Here is a 21150-nt window from a genome sequence, read left to right on the forward strand (position 1 = left end):
TTTATTGACAGAAATATTACTTAATTTAGAATAAAAATATAAATTGTGTAGTTTTAAAAATAAAACAAATGCAGGATAGGGATATGAATACACGTGTAGCGATTAGTGATTTATTCTCGCGAGAGGAAATTACTGAGTTAACAGCCAAGTCTGATGCGCACGGCAGTTGGGCTGTGTTTTCGACATGGGCTGTGATTGGTGGAACTTTTGCGGCTGTAGCTAGCTCTTGGGAGTATTTACCTGCTTGGGGTAAATTACTCATGTGTGTTGCAGCCTTGGTCATTTTGGCTGGCCGTCAGTTGGCACTCGCGATCATCATGCATGACGCTTCCCATCAAAGTTTATTTAAAACCAAATGGTTGAATGATACCTTGACGGATTGGTTATGCGCGCGTCCGATTTGGAATGATCTACATAAATATCGTGCCCATCATATGCGTCATCATAGTAAAACCTCTACGGTCGATGATCCTGATTTATCCTTAGTTACAGGTTTTCCAACCACGAAAAAATCCTTAATGCGTAAATTTATGCGTGATTTGTCTGGCGTGACGGGGTTTAAGTTTGCGGTCGGCCGAGTGTTGATGGATATTGAAAAAATGGAGTGGACGGTATCAAACGACCGCCGCTGGATTTCTCAGGAAGGCAAACACTGGAGCGATTATCCTAAAGCATTCCTAAAAAATAGTGGTGGTGCAATTGCAACTAACGCTGCTCTATTTTCAGCGTTGTGGGCAGCGGGGCATCCTAAACTTTATGCATTATGGGTTGTGGCGTATTTGACCCCATTTCCTTTATTCCTCAGAGTCCGTTCAATGGCAGAGCATGCAGGAATGGAAACCAGTCATAGTGCTTTAACCAATACGCGTACAACTAAGGCAGGCTATATTGCTCGTGCTTTGGTTGCACCAATCAATGTCAACTATCATAAAGAACATCATTTGATGGCAGCTGTACCTTATTTTAAATTGCCAAAAATGCACCAGATGTTAAGACAACGCGGTCATGTTGCCGAACCACCAAGCTATTGGCAAGTGCTGAATGAGCTTTCAGCTAAAGCGGATTAAATATTGGATTTTTTAGGGCTCTGTTTTAAATCGGGGCTCACACAACAGGAATGGTGGAAAAGAGTATGGCAATGGATAAACAAGAAATTATTGGATTTTTAGCACAAGAATTTCCGCAGGCGTTACAAAAAAGTACCATTGAGGAGATTCCTCCTAAGGGGGCACAGCTACTTTATCGTGTCGATGCAGGAGACCTGCGTCCAGGACAAACTGTTTCTGGCCCAACGCTGATGTTGATTGCAGACTATGTACTCTATATTGCCATCTTGGGGCATCTGGGGCTGGTTGCAATGGCAGTCACCACCAATATGACCATTAATTTTTTTCGTAAACCCAATGGTAATCGGGATATTCGGGCTGTGTGTAAGTTGATTAAAGTCGGGAAAACTTTGGTCACAGGTGAAGTTTGGCTATATTCTCTGGATGATGAAGAACCAGTTGCGCATGTAATTGGAACTTATGCACTACCACAAAGTTCACCATCGACCTTAGGCGGATGAAACGTTCAAAATACTCGCGCAACTGAATGATTGGCTGTAAATCCGTTAAAAATAAAAATCTCGTCATAGGATAGTATCCACAAATAGGTTGAGATAAAGAAATAAAAGAAATCTTATCTGGGAAGAACGAGATGATAATTAAAAACGGTTTTATTGCTTTGGCATTATTCGGATTCGCTGTAACAACGCAGGCGAAGCAAACAGTTTGTGTATTTGATCCAGTTGGTAAATCGGGTGATGCATTTGCACTGGCAAAAGATTATGCATTAGAAGCAAAAAAGTGGGGCGCAGAGATTGATTTGCGTGCCTATGTCGATGAGCGTGTTGCAGCTGAAGATTTAAAAGTAGGGCAATGTGATGGTGCAATTATCAGTGGATTACGTGGTCGACAATTCAATAAATATGTCGGTTCACTTGATGCAGTTGGCGCTTTAACTGATTTGAAAACGGCAATTCTTGCTTATCAATTGCTCTCTAAGCCTCAAGCGGCAAAAAGTATGATCAATGGCCCTTATGAAATTGCGGGTCTTGGAACGATTGGACCTGCGTATTTGTTTGTTGCTGATCGTAATATAAATACTTTGGCTAAGGCCGCAGGTAAGAAAGTTGGTGTATTTGCTTATGATGAAGCTCAACCGAAATTGGTTGCACAAATAGGTGCACAAGCTGTTTCAGTCGATGTGACCAATGCAGGGGCAAAATTTAATAATCATCAAATTGATATTGTTCCCGCGCCAATTGTTGCTTATAAGCCTTTTGAGCTTTATAAGGGACTCGGTGATAAAGGCGGAATTGTCAAATTTCCACTGACGCAAATTTCGGCAAATTTCATTATTCGAAAGGATAAATTTCCTGACGGGTTTGGGCAGAAATCGCGTGAATGGGTGGCGGGGCAACTCGGTCGAACGTTTAATATTATTTCAAAATACGAAAAAGAAATTCCAACCAAATACTGGATGATTATCCCACCTGAAGAACAAGTCAACTATATGAAGATGATGCGTGAAGCACGTATCTCACTCACTAAAGCAGGAATTTATGATCCAAAAATGATGAACTTCTTGAAAAAAGTTCGCTGCAAACAAAATCCAAATAACTTTGAATGTGCGCTCAATGATGAGTAACACATGATTTGATTGATGAACCCTCTTTATTGATTGTAATTTAGAGGGTTTTTAGTCAGTAAGGCGACACTATATTTTAAAAAACATAACAACATTTAGATATGAGAAAGTCAAAGAACATGCTACAACTAAGCTGTTCAAATTTATTTGTACTCACGATTTTCTATTGATATGACGCTACCGCTCGACTTAACACCTTTATCGCAAATTGAATCAAATCAAGAACATATTTTAGCGATCAAGCGTAATGATTTATTACCTTTATTGAACGATCCGCATCGTTTAAGTCATTATGCAGATCATTTGGTTCAAGCTCAAAGCGTCTTGCTGAATGGTGTCGATCCTAAGTTAAATCAGCAGCTTAGCGAAGTGATCACTCAGATTATTCAGCAGTTGTCTTTATCCAAAAAGTTTTTAGGCACACGCCGTTTTAATGCACTGCAAAAATGGTTGGGCATTGATATTGAATATGATGCTGGGCAAGTGAAATATGTTAAAGATTTAGATCGTTTGATTAATGAAGCGAATTATTTGAGTCAACGTTTGCAGATTGAAATCCAAAAATCACAATCGCGTTTACAGCAGGTATTGGGTTTAAGAGAGCAGATGGCTGCTTATATTCAGGCAGCCGATCAATTCTTGATTGAGTATCCTCAGTTTAGTAAGCAGCAAGTGCTGGATCATTTTGTGGAGCGCTTATCTAAAAAGGTAAATACTTTACAAACATTACAGACCAGTAATGATATTGCAATCAAACAGATGCAGCTTTCACAGCATTTATCTTTTAGCTTGCTTGATCGTTTTAAAGAGGCACAACAGGTTTTAATTCCAGCATGGCAATATCATTTAAAGCAAAGTCGGGAATCCAATTCGACTGCGACGATTGAACAGTTGGATAAAAGCCGCGAAGATTTAATCCAAAATTTGAAAAAATCATTACAGAAATAAGAGGGAAATATGATGTCAGATTCAGAACTGAGTAAGGTATCTCATGAGCTTGAAATTAAGCCAGAGCAGCGTTTTGAGCAGTTGAACTTAAAAGACTTAGGCCTACAACCTCAAGATTTTGCTGAAGTGATGGATGCGCATAAAGAACTGGCCGATATCAGTACCACTGCTGTTGCAGAATATGGCAAAAATATTGCCAATAAAACCTCAACCTATACCGATGAGTTGTTGAATCTGGTACAGAACAAAGACCTTGATGCAACTGGACAAAAACTCAATGAAGTGGTGCAAGTCGCTCAGCAGTTAAATACTTCAAGTATTTTAAATAAATCTAAAAGTTCAGGTTTTTTTGGTGGCTTATTGAGTAAGTTCAAGAATGCTAAACAAAATTTTGATCAGCATTTTAATACCACCAAAGAGCAGATTGATGTATTGGTCAAAGAAATTGAAAGCTCACAATCAGGTTTGAAAGCACGTGTTGGGACATTGGATAAAATGTTTGATGCGGTTCAAGATGAATATAAGCAACTAGGTGTTTATATTGCAGCGGGTCAGTTGAAGCAGCAGGATATTCAACAGCAAATCACGATTCTGACAAGTCAGGAACAAGATCAACAGACCACTCAGCAGATTTATGATCTCAATCATGTGGCAAATAATCTTGAAAAACGAGTCAGTGATCTTCATGTTTTACAGCAGTCTGCGATGCAGACTTTGCCGATGATTCGGATTATCCAGTCGAATAACTTGATGTTGGTAGACAAATTTTACGCGATTAAAAACATCACATTACCAGCTTGGAAAAATCAAATTAGTTTGGCAATTTCGTTGCAAGAGCAAAAGAATAGCGTCCAACTTGCCAAGGCCATTGATGATACTACCAATGAATTATTACGTCGTAATGCTGAGTTATTGCATCAAAACTCAGTTGATACGGCTAAAGCCAATCAGCGTTCCGTGATCGATGTTGAAACCCTTGAACATGTACAAAACACCCTCATTAAAACAGTAAATGATGTGATTCAGATTCAGAAAGAAGGGATGCAAAAGCGTGCCGAAGCGACAACCCGTTTGCGTGCTTTGCAAGAAAATTTGAATCATCTGGTGCTTGAAAATAGCCAACCACCTAAATCTTGATATTGCTAATTTTTGAAGGAAAGATCATTGTCACCCATAGAAGATTTTAGTGTACAACCGATTGACCAGCGTTTAGATGTTTTAAAAAAACGTCAACGCAATTTAATGATCTGGTTTTTTCTGACCAGTACATTCGTTGTTGTTACAATCGCTGGTCTGTTTTTGCAAAAAGAATTTATCTATCGTTTCTTTGATCTTTCTGTACATGTGCAGGCTTTAGATTTACCTTATCATGTACAGGATCTTGTTCCTTTTAAGCAACCCGTCGATTATCTTTTTAATTTATTATCATGGTTCGGCTGGCTGTTTCTCAAACTTTTTGTCTCATTTATTGGCGCTTTTTTACTGCTTAGTTGGGCCAAGAAATTTAAATTTTTTCAGCAACGTTTTCAAGCATGGACACAGCGTATTCTGGCGTGGGTGATTTCTTTTATTTTGCTTTGGTCAGGTCTGACCTACATCCAGTATGACTGGAAAGATGAAACTAAGCAGGCTTATCAACAATGGATGAGCTATCAAAACAATATTGTTGAAAGTCAGATTGCTCAAGATTTACAGCAGGCCAATATTTCTTCGACTGAAAAAGCTTATGTCTTGGCGCAAGTGGCCTTATTGCATCAACCTGTCGATCGAAAGACCGCTAATGTCTATGTGAATCAATTAATTAGTGCAGAGAAAACCAATCCAACTCAATTTAAAGCATATGACTTTAAACCTGAACAGCTGTGGGTCATGCAGCAGCAACTATACGGTAAGAGTATTACCTCAATCACGCAGCCCTTAGACCTGCGCGCACAGCAAGCCGAACGTATTTCTCAGATTGTGAATGTCATTTTATGGGGCTTGATTGTATTGGCTGTTGCTTTAAGCACAATTTTATATGTGCTCGCCAAACATTTGAAAAATCGTCGTGTGCGGATTGGTCAAAAATTGGATGTCTCTTAATTTTAAGTTCGGTTTATCCGATCAAACTCATAAAAACATACTGTTTTACCTATTCATTACTTTTGCGTACTATAGCCTCATTGAATGAATTTAGCTGATTTAAAAGTCTTAGCGTTTGGAGAAATACATGTTAGATCAAAATATTAAAACTCAATTAAAAGCTTACTTAGAACGTTTAGAAAGTCCAATCGAGTTGGTTGCCGCTTTAGATGACTCCGACAAAGCAGAAAAAATTAAAGAACTCGTGACTGAAATTGCTGAACTTTCTGACCAAGTAACGGCGCGTTTTGACGGTTCAAATGCTCGCCGTCCTAGTTTCGGTGTGGCCAAAGCAGGTGAACAACCACGTGTGTTCTTTGCTGGCTTACCGATGGGACATGAGTTTACTTCTTTGATCTTGGCATTATTACAAGTATCGGGTTATGCACCTAAAGTCTCTGATGAAGTACTCACTCAGATCAAAGGCTTAAACTTGACTGCCAACTTTGATGTGTTTGTATCGTTGAGCTGCCATAACTGTCCAGATGTGGTTCAAGCTTTAAACTTGATTGCGATTAACAATCCAAATACTACAGCAACCATGATTGATGGTGCTTTCTTCCAAGACGAAGTTGAAGAACGCAAAATCTTGGCGGTGCCAATGGTGTTCCAAGACAATCAGCATATTGGTCAAGGTCGTATGACTTTGGAAGAAATCTTAGCGAAATTGGATAGCAATTCAGCTGAGAAAGATGCAGCCGCAATCAATGCCAAAGATGCATTTGATGTGTTGGTGATTGGTGGCGGTCCTGCTGGAGGTACAGCGGCGATCTATGCGGCACGTAAAGGCATCAAAACGGGTATCGTGGCTGAACGCTTTGGTGGTCAGGTGATGGATACCATGGACATTGAGAACTTTACCACTGTTCAAAAAACCGTAGGTCCTCAGTTCGCTCAAGACATGGAAGCCCATGTCCGTGAATACGGTGTCGACATCATGAACTTGCAACGTGTCAGCAAGATCACTGGTGCAGATCAAACGGCCAATGGTCTGGTTGAGGTTGAACTGGAGAATGGTGCCAAACTTGAATCGAAAACCATCATCCTGTCTACAGGTGCACGTTGGAGAGAAATGAATGTACCGGGCGAAGCTGAATACCGTACTCGTGGTGTAGCGTACTGCCCACACTGTGATGGTCCATTATTCAAAGGCAAACGTGTTGCGGTGATTGGTGGAGGTAACTCAGGTGTTGAAGCAGCGATTGACCTTGCAGGGATTGTTGAGCATGTGACTTTGGTTGAGTTTGATACCAAACTTCGTGCAGACCAAGTACTGCAAGACAAATTAAACAGCTTACCAAATACCACTGTGATCATGAATGCCTTAAGTACTGAAGTGGTTGGTGATGGTGCTCAGGTAACGGCATTGAAATACAAAGATCGCGCTACTGATGTTGAACACACAGTTGAACTTGCAGGGATCTTCGTACAAATTGGTTTATTGCCAAACACGGATTTCTTAAAGAACAGCGCAGTTGAACTCAGCAACCGTGGCGAGATTGTGATTAATGATCGCAACGAAACCAATGTCAAAGGTGTCTTTGCCGCAGGTGACTGTACGACAGTACCGTACAAGCAAATCATCATTGCCACAGGTGAAGGCGCGAAAGCATCACTGTCTGCCTTTGATTATATGATTCGTTCTGGTGTGTAAGTAATCGCTTAAAAAAAGCCCCAATTATTTGGGGCTTTTTTATTGTGTTTAGTTCTTCGGTTTATATAAACCGTGATCGACAAGGTGTTCACGCAAGATACGACGTAATTCTAGAACTGCTTCTGGGGTCTCTTGAATTGAATGGCCGCCCGTGAAAATCTTCTCGGAAACAGCACCATCTAAATGTGCACTCTTATAAGGAACAATCCCGTCTGTAATGACATTTGGATCATCACTCTTGGTAATGTTGCCCATAATCGAGTGAAAAACCAGTCCATTTTCAGGCGGAATAGAGGCGGTTAATTCCATAAATTTGGATTTTTTACTGAGATCACTTGGCCCATTTTGAATTACATCATTGGTCAGGGTTTTAACGAATTCTTTTAAATCCATATCATCACTGGTGAGTGTATCTGCCAAAGTGGTCAAGAAGGTTGCAGGGAGTTTGATGATTTTACGTGCTGCTAGTGTAAACCAGCGATCAGCAAAGTCAGTTCCTTTATGTGGAGCAGCCAAGAAAATGGCACGATCAAAATTAGTAATCGGTTCCATTTTAAGCCGTTCACCAATCACAGGATGCTTGCGTAAACGCGTTTGTTGACGGCTACTCATCATGGTGAGTGCCTGTTTAGAAATATCAGCATTGCTCACCAAGAGTCGGCTGATAATGCCTCCCATACTATGCCCAATTAAAACTGCATCTTGTGCTGCAGCATCTTTATTGTTGAGTGAGCCAAAGGCTTGTTTTAATAAGGCATAAATTTGAAAACGGCTTTCCAGAATCGGCATATTGGTTGAATAAAACACTTGCCAAACTTGATAGTGTTCACGTAGTACCGCATCACCCATAATATCATTAGTGACCGCAATCCATGCCTCAGGGCTGCTGGCAAGACCATGCACCAATACAATCACTTTCTTGTTCGGATTATAGGGTTCCAGCATATAGAGATGTGGCATGGTCAGATGCTGATCACGATCAATTAAAGTTAAATAAGCCGCTGCACCTAAATTATTCTCAGCTAACCAGAGTCCATAAGGTGCAGAGAAATTGGCTGCAAGCGAATATTCTTTACCTGCAATACTGACTTTCTCTACGCTATAAGGGTCATAAACCTTTACTTCAAAGTTTGGATTATTTAAAACATCATTAATGGTTGCGGCTGCATTCTTGGGTTGCGCAATAATGGTTGCGGCTAAATAACGTGCTTTATGAATATTAGGGTTAATTCCATTTGGATAGCTATAACTTAATGGATCAAGAATATATTTATTTTCGCCATGGGCTGCATCCGTTGAAGGAAACACGGCCACGAAATCTGAACCGAAACCATCACGGCGGTTAATGGCTCGTAAGCCCGAAAAGTTCATGTTATAGCTGGAAATAAATTTCTCCAGCTTCATATTTTGTAAGCGTTGATAGGATTGAATGTCTATCGTATAGGTGCTTTTGCCAATTTGAATGGTAGGGCTAATGGTTTTAGACGGATTTCTTAAACTATGCACATTCACCAATTTGGTTAAAGCTTGGTTGTAAAAGTCTCGAATCTGGACCTGACGGTTATCAAAAATGCGTTCTTGCGGTTGTCGTGTCGTTTTGAACAAATATGCATAGCTATAACGGATGCTTTTATCTAAAGCTTCAAGCTCTTGATCTAAGCATTGCTCATAGGTCTTTTGTATGGCTTTCTGTTCTTCCTCAGGTTTGTGTTTTGTCAGTTTACTGATTTTACATTCGGACGCGTCGGACAGACTCAGCGCTTTTGAGAGATAGAGTTCGCTCGCTGTAGATAAAAGTTGCTCATCCTGGATTTGCGGAATTTTGTGTAGATCTGCAATGCACTCATTTGGTGTTTGCATACACACTTTGGCTTCTTTGCCCGACATCGACAAGACATTGAGGCTGGCTTCACTGAGTTTTTTTTGCGTAAGAATGCTGTTACGTTCGTTGGCAATCGTCACATTGAGAGCTTGTTGTTTGATACTGACAACTTGGCAGCCACTCATCACGACGGTGCTTAGGAGAGAGATAAAAAATAGACGCTTATTCGGTGTAAATGCTAGCATGGTATGTCAGCAATTTCGCTGGAAGATTGTAGCTATAATACGAAAATCGAATGTTTTTTCAATCATAGATAAAAAAATAGACTGCACACAGCAGTCTATTTTTGTAATGCGATTCTACAAGCTCAATTAGTTCAGAACTTGCCACACATTCCAGCGTTTTCCGGCTTCAACTTCTTTGATCAAACGATCAGTCACTTCTGCTTCGTCAGGATAGTTGATTTTATAGTTTTTCAAGGTTTGAAGCGCATTTTTCTTTTGCTCTAACCATAAATAGTTGTTGGCAGCAGAAAGATAAGCTTCTTGGACGCCACCTTTCATTGCTTTGTCTAAATATGGAATAGCCTCACGTTGACCACCACCTTCTGATAAGCCAAAACCGAACCAGAAGTTGGTTTCAGGATCATTCGGGCTGATCGCGAGAATACGTTGCGCATAAGTTAATGACTTTGAAGTATAAGATGTACCTAAGTCTAAGTTACGTGCCATCACGCTTGCTTTAAACGCACGAGTCAAGATATCTAAAGAAGCATTTGGCTTTTCGGCTAAAGCATCTAGTTTCTGCGTGGTTTCTTTTAACTTGACTTCATAGCCCTTACGTTCTTGACGTTCTGGGAAACGAGGTGGATAGTGACGTGCTTTACCTTCAACTAATTGTAAAAAGTCATCGATTTCAGTGACATCAATTTCATTCTCACCAGCAAGAACCGCATATTTCATGTTGCGTTGTTTGTTGTCAATGGTTGGGATAATGAGCTTGTTGATATCCAATGTTGTTGATTTTGATGGATCATTTTGTAATGACACGACCATTTTCGTGACAGGCTGAGCCGCAGCATCTTTGATCGCAACTTCAAAGCTTGGTGGGGCATCATACTTGGTTGGATTTAAAGCATAGAATGGAGGAGTTGGGTCTGGTTCCTTAAACACAAAGGGTTCAGCAACCTTCTCTTTTTTAACAGGGGCAACGCCACAGGCCGTCAAAAAAGAAGTTGAAAGTACAAGTAATGCCAAAGGCTTAAAATTCATGCTTTACATCCATTAATTTTAGTTAAATGAGAAGTAGATCGTTGGTTTCACCAGTCTAGGAAAAGCAAAACCAACTTGCAATGAGAAGCTTGTTACATTTTTTATATATTTGACTAGGTTGCCGAAGTTTTGTTCTGTGCTTCGCACTCACGTCTAACTTCTTCAATAATTTTAAGTTCTTCTTTACTCAATGGTTGAGTTTTTGAACTTTGCGAGGTGAAGCTCGGGTCAAGTTCAGACAGACGTTGGCAAAGTACGTTCATGCGTTTTTCATTTTTTTGCATACGATCGAGTAAAACGCGCATGCCTTCTAAAATAGGATCAGACTGATCTTGTGTTGTCGCATAAGGTTCGAAACCAATACTTTCCGCGTAGTCACGGCGATTGACTTCATCTTGTTCGATTTGACTTTTGTCTTTGAAAATATAACGGGCAGGGTTACCAACAGCAGTTACACCAGCAGGTACTTCTTTGGTTACAACTGCATTTGAGCCGACTTTGGCACCTTTATGTACTGTAAACGGTCCCAAGATTTTTGCACCAGCACCAACAACCACACCATCTTCAAGTGTTGGATGACGTTTGCCTTTATTCCATGTAGTTCCACCTAAGGTGACACTATGATAAAGCGTTACATCATCACCAATCTCAGCTGTTTCACCAATCACTACACCCATGCCGTGATCGATAAAAAAACGCTTACCGATTTTTGCGCCAGGATGAATTTCAATACCAGTGGCAAAGCGGCTAAAAGAAGAAAGTAGGCGGGCGGTACCTTTATATTCTTTTTTCCAGAGCTCATGCGCCATGCGATGCATAATCAGTGCATGGATACCTGGATAGGTGGTCAGGACTTCTAATGTATTGCGGGCCGCAGGATCACGCGCAAATACAGCTTCGATATCTTCTTTTAGCTGTTTAATCATGATTATGATCCTCCGTATTGGTCTTTTTCCATGAACCTTGGGCTAATGCCTGTACGCGGCTAAAGATTCCACGTAATAAATGATACTCCATACGATCTAATTGTATCCTTCCGAATAGACGACGCAAGCGTAATGGGAGTAAACGGGGATTATTTGGATCTAAAAACTCAATTTCAGTCAACATTTTTTCTAAATGAGGATAAAACTGTTCCATTTGTTGTTGTGTAACCAATGGTTCATCCCATTCCATGCTTTGTTGTTGCTTCAGTTGCATGTGGTCATCTGACTTGTCTTGAACCTGAGTATTTTGTTCAAGCGCAGCCATTCTTAACTCATAGCAAACCACTTGAATCGCTTGCGCGACATTGAGTACGCCATATTCAGGGTTTACTGGAATGGTTAAGTGATAATTGGCTAGGGCTAATTCTTCATTGGTGAGTCCACGATCTTCACGCCCAAACACAATTGCAATATTTTGTTGTTTGGTTGCAGCATCTAATGCTTCTTTTGCAGCAGGTCGAACATCTAGCAATGGCCATGGAATCGTGCGACTACGTGCACTGGTCCCAAACACCATATGACAATCTTGAATGGCTTGTTCCAAAGTTTCAACAATTTCAATTTGTTCAATTAAATCTTGCGCACCTGCTGCCAGTGCATCAATATCCGAATGTGGATAGGTCTTTGGTGCGACGAGTACAAGTTTTGATAAACCCATGGTTTTCATTGCGCGTAAAGCACTACCAATATTGGCTGGTAGGGTGGTATTGACCATAACAATACGCACATGATCCAAATGTTTGGACACGTTGTTTGAGTCAAACAGGTTCATATATTATCCAAAATTAAGAGTATTGAGAGACTTCAGCTTGATAAAGATCCAGTGCTTCATCCATTGACATATTGTCTGGTGGAGGAGCTACCGTTGCAACTTTAGGTGCCTCAGCTGCTTTTGCAGCCTTCGATTTCACTTGGTATTCGATGAAAATGGTTTCTTTGCCAAAATAATCGCGTAATTTTCCAAGTAATTCATCTAATGGCACAACTTTCCATTGTGCACCTAAATGTAATTCAGCAGTTGCGAAGCTTTGTTCAAGCAGGATTTGCAGACCAATATGCTGACACATATCGATATTACAATAAGGTAATAGGATCGCCTGTAGATCCTTGGCCAAAGATTTGGTCATCAAATCTTGAGGGAGGCGAATTTGAATGCTTTGCGCTCGTTTTTGGCGAATTTCATTCAAATTAAAAGCTTTACTTAGTCGTGCCATCGGGCGATCAAAGCCTTCACGCTCGTAAATTTCACCCTCAATCACCACAACCTGTTCTAAACGAACAATATCTTTGTAGCGTTGGAAACGCTCATGGTTACAGCTAATTTCAACACGTGCTGTACCATCATCGAGTGTGATCATGATGCGGTTTGGGAAGTTGGCAATATCAACCACTAAACCTGCAAAAACAGTAGTCACACCGCGACGTGTCGGAGTGAGTTCATTCAGTTTGGCAGAAATGAATGATTTTAATTCAGGACGATAGACATCAATCGGGTGACCTGTAAGGTAGAGCCCCAGTGTGTCTTTTTCGCCTTTAAGACGAACCTCATCTGACCAAGGTTTCACGGGTTTGGCTGGTTTACGCTGAACTTCTTCAACTTCACCAAACAAGTCCATGATACCTGTTTCACGATTACTTCGAGCTTGATCAGCTGCTTGGACTGCTTCAGGTAATTGAGCCATTAAACTTGAGCGTTCAATACCAAGACAATCCAGCGCACCTGCACGAATCAAAGCTTCTAAGGTACGCTTATTGATTTTTTTCAGATCAATACGATGACAGAAATCAAATAGATCTTTATATGGACCTTCATTAATTCGTGAATCGATGACCGATTGCATTGCCTGTTCACCTACACCTTTGATCGCACCTAAACCATACACAATGGTTTGCTCATCGCTAGCATGGAAGTGATATAAAGACATATTCACGGAAGGTGGAAGTACTTCCAACTTGTTATTGCGGCAGTCGTCAATCAAGAAGACGATACTGTCCGTATTCTGCATTTCCGATGATAAAACCGCCGCCATAAACTCAGCAGGGTAATGTGCTTTTAACCAAGCCGTATGATAGGCAACTAGGGCATAGGCAGCGGCATGTGATTTGTTAAAACCATAACCTGCGAATTTTTCCATATAGTCGAAAATATGGTTAGCAGTTGCTTCATCAATATCTTTTTTCGATGCACCTTCAATAAAGATTTGGCGTTGTTTCACCATTTCTTCAGGTTTCTTTTTACCCATAGCTCGACGAAGTAAATCCGCGCCGCCAAGGGTATAACCTGCACAGAACTGTGCAGCCTGCATTACCTGTTCTTGGTAAACCATAATCCCGTAGGTCGGTTCTAACACACCTTCCAATAAAGGATGTAGATATTCAAACTCACCACCATGCATACGGTGGATAAAGTCAGGAATAAGATCCATAGGACCTGGTCGATATAAGGATACGAAAGCAATAATTTCTTCAAATTTGCTTGGTCTTGCTTCCTTCAGCATTTTTTTCATGCCGACGGATTCAAACTGGAATACCGCTGTGGTATTTGCATTGGCAAAGACCAGATAGGCATCTTTGTCATCCAGTGGGACATCGGCAATATTAAGTGGTATTTCAGCCTTGATTCTTTTATTAATATTTTGAACCGCATCTTCAATCACGGTCAGGTTACGTAAACCCAAGAAGTCAAACTTTACCAGACCTGCTGCTTCTACGTCATCTTTATCGTATTGTGCGACACGGTTAGTACCATCTGAATCACACAGTACCGCGGAGTAATCGGTAATTTTACCTGGCGCAATAACGACACCACCCGCATGTTTACCTGTATTACGGGTAATACCTTCAAGTTTGAGTGCCATTTCCCAGATTTCAGCAGCATCATCATTGTCAGGGTTGGATGGGTTGGTGACGATATCTTTAAGCTGCGGCTCCATGTCAATCGCTGTGACCAAATCGACACCCAGCGGTTTTGTTGGAATCATTTTTGAAATACGGTCAGCAAGACCATAAGACTTACCAAGGACACGTGCTACATCTCGAATCGCACCTTTTGCTGCCATGGTACCGAAGGTCGCAATCTGTGATACTGCTTGGCGGCCATAGTTTTGGGCCACATATTCAATCACACGGTCACGGCCAGCAATACAGAAATCGACGTCGAAATCGGGCATCGAAACACGTTCTGGGTTTAAGAAACGTTCAAATAGCAAATCATATCGTAATGGATCAAGGTCGGTAATTTTTAAACTGTAGGCAACCAATGAACCAGCACCCGAACCACGACCAGGACCTACAGGGACGCCATTATTTTTGGCCCACTGAATAAAGTCCATGACGATCAGGAAGTAGCCAGGAAATCCCATCTTAAGAATGATATCAACTTCGTATTTGATTCGTTCATCATAAGGCTTCCGAATCTCAGCCCAATCCTCATCACGTTCAGCAATCGGATAAAGATGATTTAAACGCTCCTCTAAACCTTCACGAGACAAATGTTCAAAATAGGTGTCGATGGTATAGCCATCTGGAATCGGGAAGTCAGGTAAGAAATAAGTACCCAGTTGCAATGCAACATTACAACGTCTTGCAATATGGTAGGTATTTTCAATCGCACTTGGAATATCTGAGAATAGCTCAGACATTTGCTCGCCAGTTTTGAAATACTGCTCAGTACTATAGTTTTTAGGACGTTTATCATCACCTAAAACATAGCCGTCGGCGATACAAACACGAGCTTCATGTGCTTCAAAATCATCTTGTTTAACAAAGTGCACATCATTATGTGCGACCACACCAATTTGATATTTGGCAGCGAGCTTAACTGCTTGTTGAATAAAATCTTCTTCACCAACACGTTCAGTCCGTGTTAAAGCTAAATAGACACGATTTCCAAACTTTTCAATCCATGCTTCTAATAAAGGTTCTGCTTTTTGTGGATTGGAAGAGCAGAGCATTTTACCAACATCACTGTGTTGGCCCAGTAAGACAATTAGATCTTCAGCTTGTTCAAGCACCCATTCTTTTTGTACACAAGGGAGACTGAGTTGCTGGCCTTCAATAAAACCGCGTGACACGATTTCAGTCAGATTACGCCAACCTGTACTATTCATGGCCAATAAGGTTGCACGATGTTCAGCATCATTTAAGCGAATGACACTGCCTAGAATAGGCTTAATCCCTTTTTTTAAACAGGATTCATAAAATTTGACTGCAGCATGTAGATTGGATAAGTCAGTCAATGCCAGTGCGGGCATTTCGTTTGTTACGGCAGCCTTGACCAAATCAGGTATGCGAACAATCGATTCCGTGATCGAAAATTCTGTGTGGATACCGAGATGAACAAACCGCATAGAAGGACTATCCTTTTTTAAAGCAACGCATAGTTTAGCATGCAAACCGAAAATGACATGCTTAATATTTTGGCAAACCGTGTGTTTGCTTTGTTATTTTTATAAAATATTAAAAATTAGTTTTTGATTTTTCAGTAGATATAAATACCTATTTACACAAAGTGTTTTACCGCTAGAATGTAATCGAATAAAAATGTAGCAATGTGAGCGAAATAATGAAATTAAAAAACATCGTATTTTCAATATTATTGACTAGTAGTTTATTTACCTTCAGTCATGCGGATGATGTGTCCTTTAGCCAAGAACTCGTACAACAAGCGAAAGCGGGGGATGCGACGGCACAGAACAATTTAGGTGATGCTTATTATTATGGAAACGAGATTGATCAAGATTTTGGTAAAGCACTGGAATGGTTTAAAAAAGCGGCAGCAAAAGGCAATGCAGATGCGATTTTTTCAGTTGGCTATATGTATGATTATGGCGAAGGTACAGAAGAAGATAATCCAACTGCTTTGAAATGGTACACCCAAGCGGCACAAAAGGGTCAGCTCTATGCGCAATACTATTTAGGTTATTTGTATCTCTATGGTGATGATGGTGTGAGTGTAAATACCAAAAAAGGAGTGGAGTGGATGACCAAGTCAGCTGATGCTGGTTTGGATATGGCGCAAGCTGAACTCGGTCATTTATACAATGATGGTGAGGAAGGTGTGCCACAAGATCTCAAAAAAGCACTGCATTATTATCAGTTAGCTGCGAAACAAGAAGAGTCTTCTGCCATTAATAACTTAGGTATTTTTTATTTAGAAGGCAAGGCTGGATTAAAACAAGACTATAAAGAAGCTTTACGTTTATTTAGTTTGGCTTCTGGTGCAGGAAATGGTTTGGGTTCTTCTAATATTGCGTATATCCATGAAGAGGCCAAAGGTGTTGCAAAGAATTATAAAAAAGCAGCAGAGTTTTATGAGCTCGCAGTGGCACAAGGTGAGGACGAAGCCTTACTGGATTTGGCTCGGTTATATGAAAAAGGTGGTTATGGTTTGACTAAAAACCTAAAAAAATCGAAAGAATATGAAGCGCAGTGGGATGAGTTACAGGATTCTGATTCTTAAATAAAAAAAGCCCCCAAAATTTAATGGGGGCTTTTTTTTATTAACGCATCTTGGCTAAGAAGCGACTCAAGCGATTGATCGCTTCACGTAGTTCATTTTCAGCAGGTAAGAACACCACACGGAAGTGATCTGGTGTTGGCCAATTAAACCCTGTGCCTTGTACCAAGAGAACTTTCTCTGCTCTTAATAAATCCAACATTAATTTTTCATCATCTTCAATTGGATAAATTGTTGGGTCGAGTTTTGGGAAGCAATACATTGCGCCATCAGGTTTAACACAACTCACACCTGGGATCTCATTCAGCATTTCCCACGCAATATTACGTTGTTCGTATAAACGACCACCTGGTCGAATCAAGTCATTAATCGACTGATAACCGCCTAAGGCTGTTTGAATTGCATATTGCGCTTGGTGGTTGGCACATAAGCGCATTGAAGCCAGCATATCTAAGCCTTCAATATAGTCTGCAGCACGTGCTTTATTACCCGTGATTGCCATCCATCCTGCACGATAACCTGCGATACGATATGCTTTTGATAAACCATTGAATGAAATACACAGTTGATCGCCAGCTAAAGCCGCAACCGCTACATGCTCAATGCCGTCATAAACGATTTTGTCGTAGATTTCATCAGCAAATAAAATCAGGTCATGTTTTTTCGCTAGCGCAACAATTTGCTCTAACACATGACGTGGATAGACAGAACCCGTAGGGTTGTTCGGATTGATAATCACGATACCACGGGTGTTCGGTGTGATTTTACTTTCCATATCCGCAATGTCAGGATACCAGTAGTTTTCAGAATCACATTTATAGTGAATTGCAGTGCCACCAGAAAGATTCACTGCTGCTGTCCATAATGGATAGTCTGGCATAGGTACCAGCATTTCATCACCGTCATCAAGCAGACCTTGCATCGCCATCACGATCAGTTCAGAAACACCATTACCGACATACACATCATTGACATGCATATCAAAAATGCCTTTCTGTTGGTAATACTGGCAGATGGCTTTACGTGCAGGGAAAATCCCTTTTGAGTCGGTATAGCCAATTGCATTTGGAAGGTTTAATGCAACATCGTTAATAATTTCTTGAGGGGCTTCAAAACCAAAAGGTGCAGGGTTGCCGATATTCAGCTTGATGATCTTATGTCCTTGCTCCTCCATTTCATTGGCGGCGCGTAATACTGGTCCACGGATGTCGTAACAAACATGCTCAAGCTTAGATGATTTTTTAATTTCTCGGCTTGATTGATTAGACTGGGGAACAACAGTATTTTTTGACATAGCTGGATTCACTTTTGCATATCGGTATAAATAACTTTTAAAGGTTTCAACACTTACCAAATTTAGATCGTGTTGATCTCTCAGCAATTCAACAATTTTTTCATGGGTGAAACCTGATTGTTGATATTGTCTGATGGTTGGTAATAGATTTTGGAAAACCACACTTTTTTTCTGAGACATTGTTTGTCCTATACAACCGTGCGAAATTAGAATAACACCATATTTGCTTACGCAAAAGATAATATTGTTAAAAATTGCTTACCATATGGATTTAATTTGCTTTCTTTTTGCTTTTGTTGATTTTATTGCTTAAATTTCACCAAATTATACGATCTGAGACTAGAGTTTTTTTTTTGAATGGCGTAAATATAAAACCTGATCATTAAGATAGTTCTAACATCAGAATAAAAGGTGCAGGTTATGGGAAAAGTGAATAAAACAGACCGGGAATGGCAAAGAGAATTATCACCTGAAGAATACCGCATAACTCGTCAAAAGGGCACAGAACCCGCATTTACTGGACAATATTGGAACAATAAACAACATGGTACGTATGTTTGCCGTTGTTGCGGTGCGGAATTGTTTTCTTCAGAAACAAAATACGATAGTGGTTGTGGTTGGCCGAGCTTTTTTAGACCTATTGACAGTGTTGCAATCGAAGAACATGAAGATTTATCACACGGTATGGTCAGAACAGAAATTGTCTGCCATGATTGCGATGCACATTTGGGCCATGTGTTTGAGGATGGTCCACAGCCGACAGGACTGCGTTATTGTGTGAATTCGGCATCATTACAACTTAAAACAGAAGAAAAGAACGACGAGGAAACGTATCCATGAGTAACATTTATCAGTTTGAAGCTGAATTGTTAGAGGGAGAAACAAAAGCGCTCGCTGATTATAAAGGCAAGGTCATGCTGATTGTAAACACTGCAAGTAAGTGTGGTTTTACTCCGCAGTTTGCGGGACTTGAGAAACTTTATGAAAAATATAATGCTCAAGGCTTAGAAGTTTTAGGATTTCCATGCAATCAATTTGGAGGACAAGATCCAGGGACAAATAAGGAAATTGGCGCATATTGCCAGCGTAATTATGGGGTCAGTTTTCCCATGTTTGCCAAGGTGGATGTGAAAGGACCTGAAGCACATGTGATTTTTCGTTATTTGACTCGTGAGGCAAAAGGTCTTTTGGGGAGCCGAAATATCAAATGGAACTTTACTAAGTTCTTGGTGGGGCGTAATGGTGAGGTTTTAGAGCGTTATGCGCCAACAACTAAGCCAGAGGCTTTGGAAGCTGATATCGAAAAAGCATTGGCGAAGAAATAAATGAGCAAAGTTTTTGGTTGAGGTTTGAATTCTTTTGGACTCAACTGTTGAATTCTGGAGTGATCCAGACATGCCTTATGTTGAAACGCGTAGGGCATGTCAAAGTCGAATTTGCTATAAATCCCACAGCCATCCGACCTTTTCAATTGGTGCTGTTGATATTGGACAGAGCCGCTTTTCAAGTACTTTTGCACAAGAGCAAGTCATTCAGGCAGGGGCTTTGGTGGTTATTCCTGCGCACGTAGAACATTCTTGTAATCCTTTACCTGATCAGGCATGGAGTTACCAGATGATGCATTTGGATGCTGCTTGGTTAATCACCTTGATTGAAGAACTGCACCAAGATATTGCTTTAGAAACTGACAGACAAACAATATATCTCCCTCAGTTAAGACCAACCATTGCTCATGATGTAAAAGCCTACGACGCATTTACAGTTTTGAATCGGCTACTATTTAACGAGCAAATTTCAGTACTCGAAAAAGAACAGTATTTAATTCAAACCTTAACAGAGATTCTAATACCGAGTTTTCATTGGGAAAAGATACATTCCTCTCATTATTTTCAGCAGTATCTTCCAGACTTATTGGAATGCCTTAAAGACAATATTGAGAATCTGTCTCTGCGAGAGCTTTCCGAAAAGATGAACATGAGTCGTTATGCATTAATACGATTATTTAAACATTACTTTGGATTAACCCCACATGCTTATCAGTTGAACTATAAGGTCAACCAAGCTCGGCAGCGTTTAAGAGAACCTGATCGTGATTTAGCAAGATTGGCATATGAACTCGATTTTAGCGATCAAAGTCATTTTCATCGTGTTTTTAAGCAATATACTGGCATAACACCCAATCAATATTATAAAAAATCTTAGCCCACGCAATTTTATACAAGAACAAAGCACCGCACTTTTCTAAGCTGACTCCGATTCACTTGGAGAGCATCTATGGAGCTTTTTCTAACCATCGCCATCACGCATTTTATTGCATTACTGACACCTGGTGCAGACTTCTTTTTAATTTTAAAGACCTTGATACAGAGCCAGAAAAAGGCTGCAAGATTCACCTGTGCAGGCATCGCACTTGGGAATGCCATCATATTGATCAGCATTTATTTGAGTCTATTTATCATTGGTCAGGTGAATACCGAATTATTCATCCTCATGAAGTGGTTGGGTGTTGTTTATTTTGCATATTTGGCGATTCAATGTTTCCGTTTGGCTCAATCGGCACAGAGGGTCAATCAACTTGATGAGAAACGTGTTCATCAACCGCACAATAATGCTTACCTGAAGGCGTTTCTATCGGGATTGCTTTCCAGTGTGTTGAACCCGAAGAATTTGATGTTCTATAGCGTGTTGGTGATCTTGATTTATCCGCAATATAATTTTGTTCAAAATACTTTGTTGTGTTTCTGGATGGTGGGGTTAGTGTTGATCTGGAATCTCGCTATTGTTCAATTGATCGGTTCAAGTATTTACCTGTCGTGGTTAAATCGGCATCTGCGCCATTTATATTATTTAGCAGGACTCAGTTTTTTGTTATTGATGCTGGTACTGATCATGTATTAAATAAAAA

Annotated in this window: 18 protein-coding genes; 12 read left to right on the forward strand and 6 right to left on the reverse strand. The window is 40.4% G+C overall.

The window, feature by feature from the left end; all coding sequences use genetic code 11:
• Positions 1–83 precede the first annotated feature (83 nt).
• From B2727_RS17775 to ahpF, 7 genes are all read left to right on the forward strand, one after another.
• Positions 84–1067: a fatty acid desaturase family protein gene (locus tag B2727_RS17775; protein WP_033134075.1), complete on the forward strand. Its 984-nt coding sequence runs from the start codon at positions 84–86 to the stop codon at positions 1065–1067.
• A 65-nt stretch (positions 1068–1132) separates the two neighbouring features.
• On the forward strand, positions 1133–1567 hold the full coding sequence (locus tag B2727_RS17780; RefSeq protein ID WP_033134074.1) for a PaaI family thioesterase: 435 nt from the start codon (positions 1133–1135) through the stop codon (positions 1565–1567).
• A gap of 131 nt (positions 1568–1698) precedes the next feature.
• Positions 1699–2691, forward strand: coding sequence for a putative solute-binding protein (locus tag B2727_RS17785; protein WP_004807883.1), 993 nt, complete (start codon positions 1699–1701; stop codon positions 2689–2691).
• A 171-nt stretch (positions 2692–2862) separates the two neighbouring features.
• Entirely contained in the window at positions 2863–3639 is a 777-nt protein-coding gene (locus B2727_RS17790; RefSeq protein WP_033134073.1) for a hypothetical protein, read from the forward strand.
• A 12-nt stretch (positions 3640–3651) separates the two neighbouring features.
• Entirely contained in the window at positions 3652–4776 is a 1125-nt protein-coding gene (locus tag B2727_RS17795; RefSeq protein WP_033134101.1) for a toxic anion resistance protein, read from the forward strand.
• A 27-nt stretch (positions 4777–4803) separates the two neighbouring features.
• Positions 4804–5721: a hypothetical protein gene (locus B2727_RS17800; RefSeq protein WP_005316248.1), complete on the forward strand. Its 918-nt coding sequence runs from the start codon at positions 4804–4806 to the stop codon at positions 5719–5721.
• A 127-nt stretch (positions 5722–5848) separates the two neighbouring features.
• Positions 5849–7414 carry an alkyl hydroperoxide reductase subunit F gene (gene ahpF, locus B2727_RS17805; RefSeq protein WP_241345346.1) on the forward strand — a complete coding sequence of 522 codons (1566 nt, stop codon included), beginning with the start codon at positions 5849–5851 and terminating at the stop codon, positions 7412–7414.
• Between the two features lie 48 nt (positions 7415–7462).
• Here ahpF and B2727_RS17810 read toward each other — a convergent pair whose 3' ends face one another.
• The 5 genes from B2727_RS17810 to dnaE all read right to left on the reverse strand — a co-directional run bounded on the left by B2727_RS17810 (position 7463) and on the right by dnaE (position 15842).
• Entirely contained in the window at positions 7463–9481 is a 2019-nt protein-coding gene (locus B2727_RS17810) for an esterase/lipase family protein (protein WP_005202951.1), read from the reverse strand.
• A 126-nt stretch (positions 9482–9607) separates the two neighbouring features.
• Positions 9608–10507, reverse strand: coding sequence for an ABUW_2363 family tetratricopeptide repeat lipoprotein (locus B2727_RS17815; RefSeq protein WP_005202952.1), 900 nt, complete (start codon positions 10505–10507; stop codon positions 9608–9610).
• A gap of 113 nt (positions 10508–10620) precedes the next feature.
• Positions 10621–11433: a serine O-acetyltransferase gene (cysE, locus tag B2727_RS17820; protein ID WP_005202954.1), complete on the reverse strand. Its 813-nt coding sequence runs from the start codon at positions 11431–11433 to the stop codon at positions 10621–10623.
• Positions 11426–12265, reverse strand: a complete 840-nt coding sequence (locus tag B2727_RS17825; protein WP_033133355.1) for an RNA methyltransferase — start codon at positions 12263–12265, stop codon at positions 11426–11428. The genes cysE and B2727_RS17825 overlap by 8 nt, the downstream gene beginning before the upstream one ends.
• 13 nt (positions 12266–12278) lie before the next feature.
• The gene (gene dnaE, locus B2727_RS17830; protein ID WP_033133354.1) at positions 12279–15842 is read right to left on the reverse strand and encodes a DNA polymerase III subunit alpha; all 3564 of its coding nucleotides are present in this window, start codon (positions 15840–15842) and stop codon (positions 12279–12281) included.
• Positions 15843–16057: 215 nt separating this feature from the next.
• Here dnaE and B2727_RS17835 point away from each other — a divergent pair, with 215 nt between their 5' ends.
• On the forward strand, positions 16058–16954 hold the full coding sequence (locus B2727_RS17835; RefSeq protein WP_033133353.1) for a tetratricopeptide repeat protein: 897 nt from the start codon (positions 16058–16060) through the stop codon (positions 16952–16954).
• 40 nt (positions 16955–16994) lie between these two features.
• On the opposite strand, the gene B2727_RS17840 is transcribed toward B2727_RS17835, so the two are convergent.
• Positions 16995–18425: a pyridoxal phosphate-dependent aminotransferase gene (locus B2727_RS17840; RefSeq protein WP_005202960.1), complete on the reverse strand. Its 1431-nt coding sequence runs from the start codon at positions 18423–18425 to the stop codon at positions 16995–16997.
• 240 nt (positions 18426–18665) lie between these two features.
• On the opposite strand from B2727_RS17840, the gene msrB reads away from it, so the two are divergent.
• The 4 genes from msrB to B2727_RS17860 all read left to right on the forward strand — a co-directional run bounded on the left by msrB (position 18666) and on the right by B2727_RS17860 (position 21143).
• Complete coding sequence (msrB, locus tag B2727_RS17845; RefSeq protein ID WP_004653048.1) at positions 18666–19085, forward strand: peptide-methionine (R)-S-oxide reductase MsrB; 420 nt, start codon at positions 18666–18668, stop codon at positions 19083–19085.
• Complete coding sequence (locus B2727_RS17850) at positions 19082–19570, forward strand: glutathione peroxidase (protein ID WP_004653049.1); 489 nt, start codon at positions 19082–19084, stop codon at positions 19568–19570. The genes msrB and B2727_RS17850 overlap by 4 nt, the downstream gene beginning before the upstream one ends.
• 28 nt (positions 19571–19598) lie before the next feature.
• Positions 19599–20447 (forward strand): AraC family transcriptional regulator, encoded by an 849-nt coding sequence (locus B2727_RS17855; protein WP_201772398.1) that lies wholly within the window; start codon positions 19599–19601, stop codon positions 20445–20447.
• A 72-nt stretch (positions 20448–20519) separates the two neighbouring features.
• Positions 20520–21143 (forward strand): LysE family translocator, encoded by a 624-nt coding sequence (locus B2727_RS17860; protein WP_033133351.1) that lies wholly within the window; start codon positions 20520–20522, stop codon positions 21141–21143.
• Positions 21144–21150: the final 7 nt, after the last annotated feature.

It is taken from the genome of Acinetobacter sp. UBA991, assembly GCF_002292065.1.
GTDB classification, from domain to species: Bacteria; Pseudomonadota; Gammaproteobacteria; order Pseudomonadales; family Moraxellaceae; genus Acinetobacter; species Acinetobacter higginsii.

What these genes read in the sequence shown, in the direction of transcription:
- B2727_RS17825 (WP_033133355.1), bottom strand. Translation starts at nt 12,265, where the DNA reads ATGAACCTGTTTGACTCAAACAACGTGTCCAAACATTTGGATCATGTG.
- B2727_RS17780 (WP_033134074.1), top strand. Translation starts at nt 1,133, where the DNA reads ATGGCAATGGATAAACAAGAAATTATTGGATTTTTAGCACAAGAATTT.
- B2727_RS17860 (WP_033133351.1), top strand. Translation starts at nt 20,520, where the DNA reads ATGGAGCTTTTTCTAACCATCGCCATCACGCATTTTATTGCATTACTG.
- B2727_RS17850 (WP_004653049.1), top strand. Translation starts at nt 19,082, where the DNA reads ATGAGTAACATTTATCAGTTTGAAGCTGAATTGTTAGAGGGAGAAACA.
- msrB (WP_004653048.1), top strand. Translation starts at nt 18,666, where the DNA reads ATGGGAAAAGTGAATAAAACAGACCGGGAATGGCAAAGAGAATTATCA.
- B2727_RS17835 (WP_033133353.1), top strand. Translation starts at nt 16,058, where the DNA reads ATGAAATTAAAAAACATCGTATTTTCAATATTATTGACTAGTAGTTTA.
- cysE (WP_005202954.1), bottom strand. Translation starts at nt 11,433, where the DNA reads ATGATTAAACAGCTAAAAGAAGATATCGAAGCTGTATTTGCGCGTGAT.
- dnaE (WP_033133354.1), bottom strand. Translation starts at nt 15,842, where the DNA reads ATGCGGTTTGTTCATCTCGGTATCCACACAGAATTTTCGATCACGGAA.
- B2727_RS17815 (WP_005202952.1), bottom strand. Translation starts at nt 10,507, where the DNA reads ATGAATTTTAAGCCTTTGGCATTACTTGTACTTTCAACTTCTTTTTTG.
- B2727_RS17785 (WP_004807883.1), top strand. Translation starts at nt 1,699, where the DNA reads ATGATAATTAAAAACGGTTTTATTGCTTTGGCATTATTCGGATTCGCT.
- ahpF (WP_241345346.1), top strand. Translation starts at nt 5,849, where the DNA reads ATGTTAGATCAAAATATTAAAACTCAATTAAAAGCTTACTTAGAACGT.
- B2727_RS17790 (WP_033134073.1), top strand. Translation starts at nt 2,863, where the DNA reads ATGACGCTACCGCTCGACTTAACACCTTTATCGCAAATTGAATCAAAT.
- B2727_RS17840 (WP_005202960.1), bottom strand. Translation starts at nt 18,425, where the DNA reads ATGTCTCAGAAAAAAAGTGTGGTTTTCCAAAATCTATTACCAACCATC.
- B2727_RS17775 (WP_033134075.1), top strand. Translation starts at nt 84, where the DNA reads ATGAATACACGTGTAGCGATTAGTGATTTATTCTCGCGAGAGGAAATT.
- B2727_RS17810 (WP_005202951.1), bottom strand. Translation starts at nt 9,481, where the DNA reads ATGCTAGCATTTACACCGAATAAGCGTCTATTTTTTATCTCTCTCCTA.
- B2727_RS17795 (WP_033134101.1), top strand. Translation starts at nt 3,652, where the DNA reads ATGTCAGATTCAGAACTGAGTAAGGTATCTCATGAGCTTGAAATTAAG.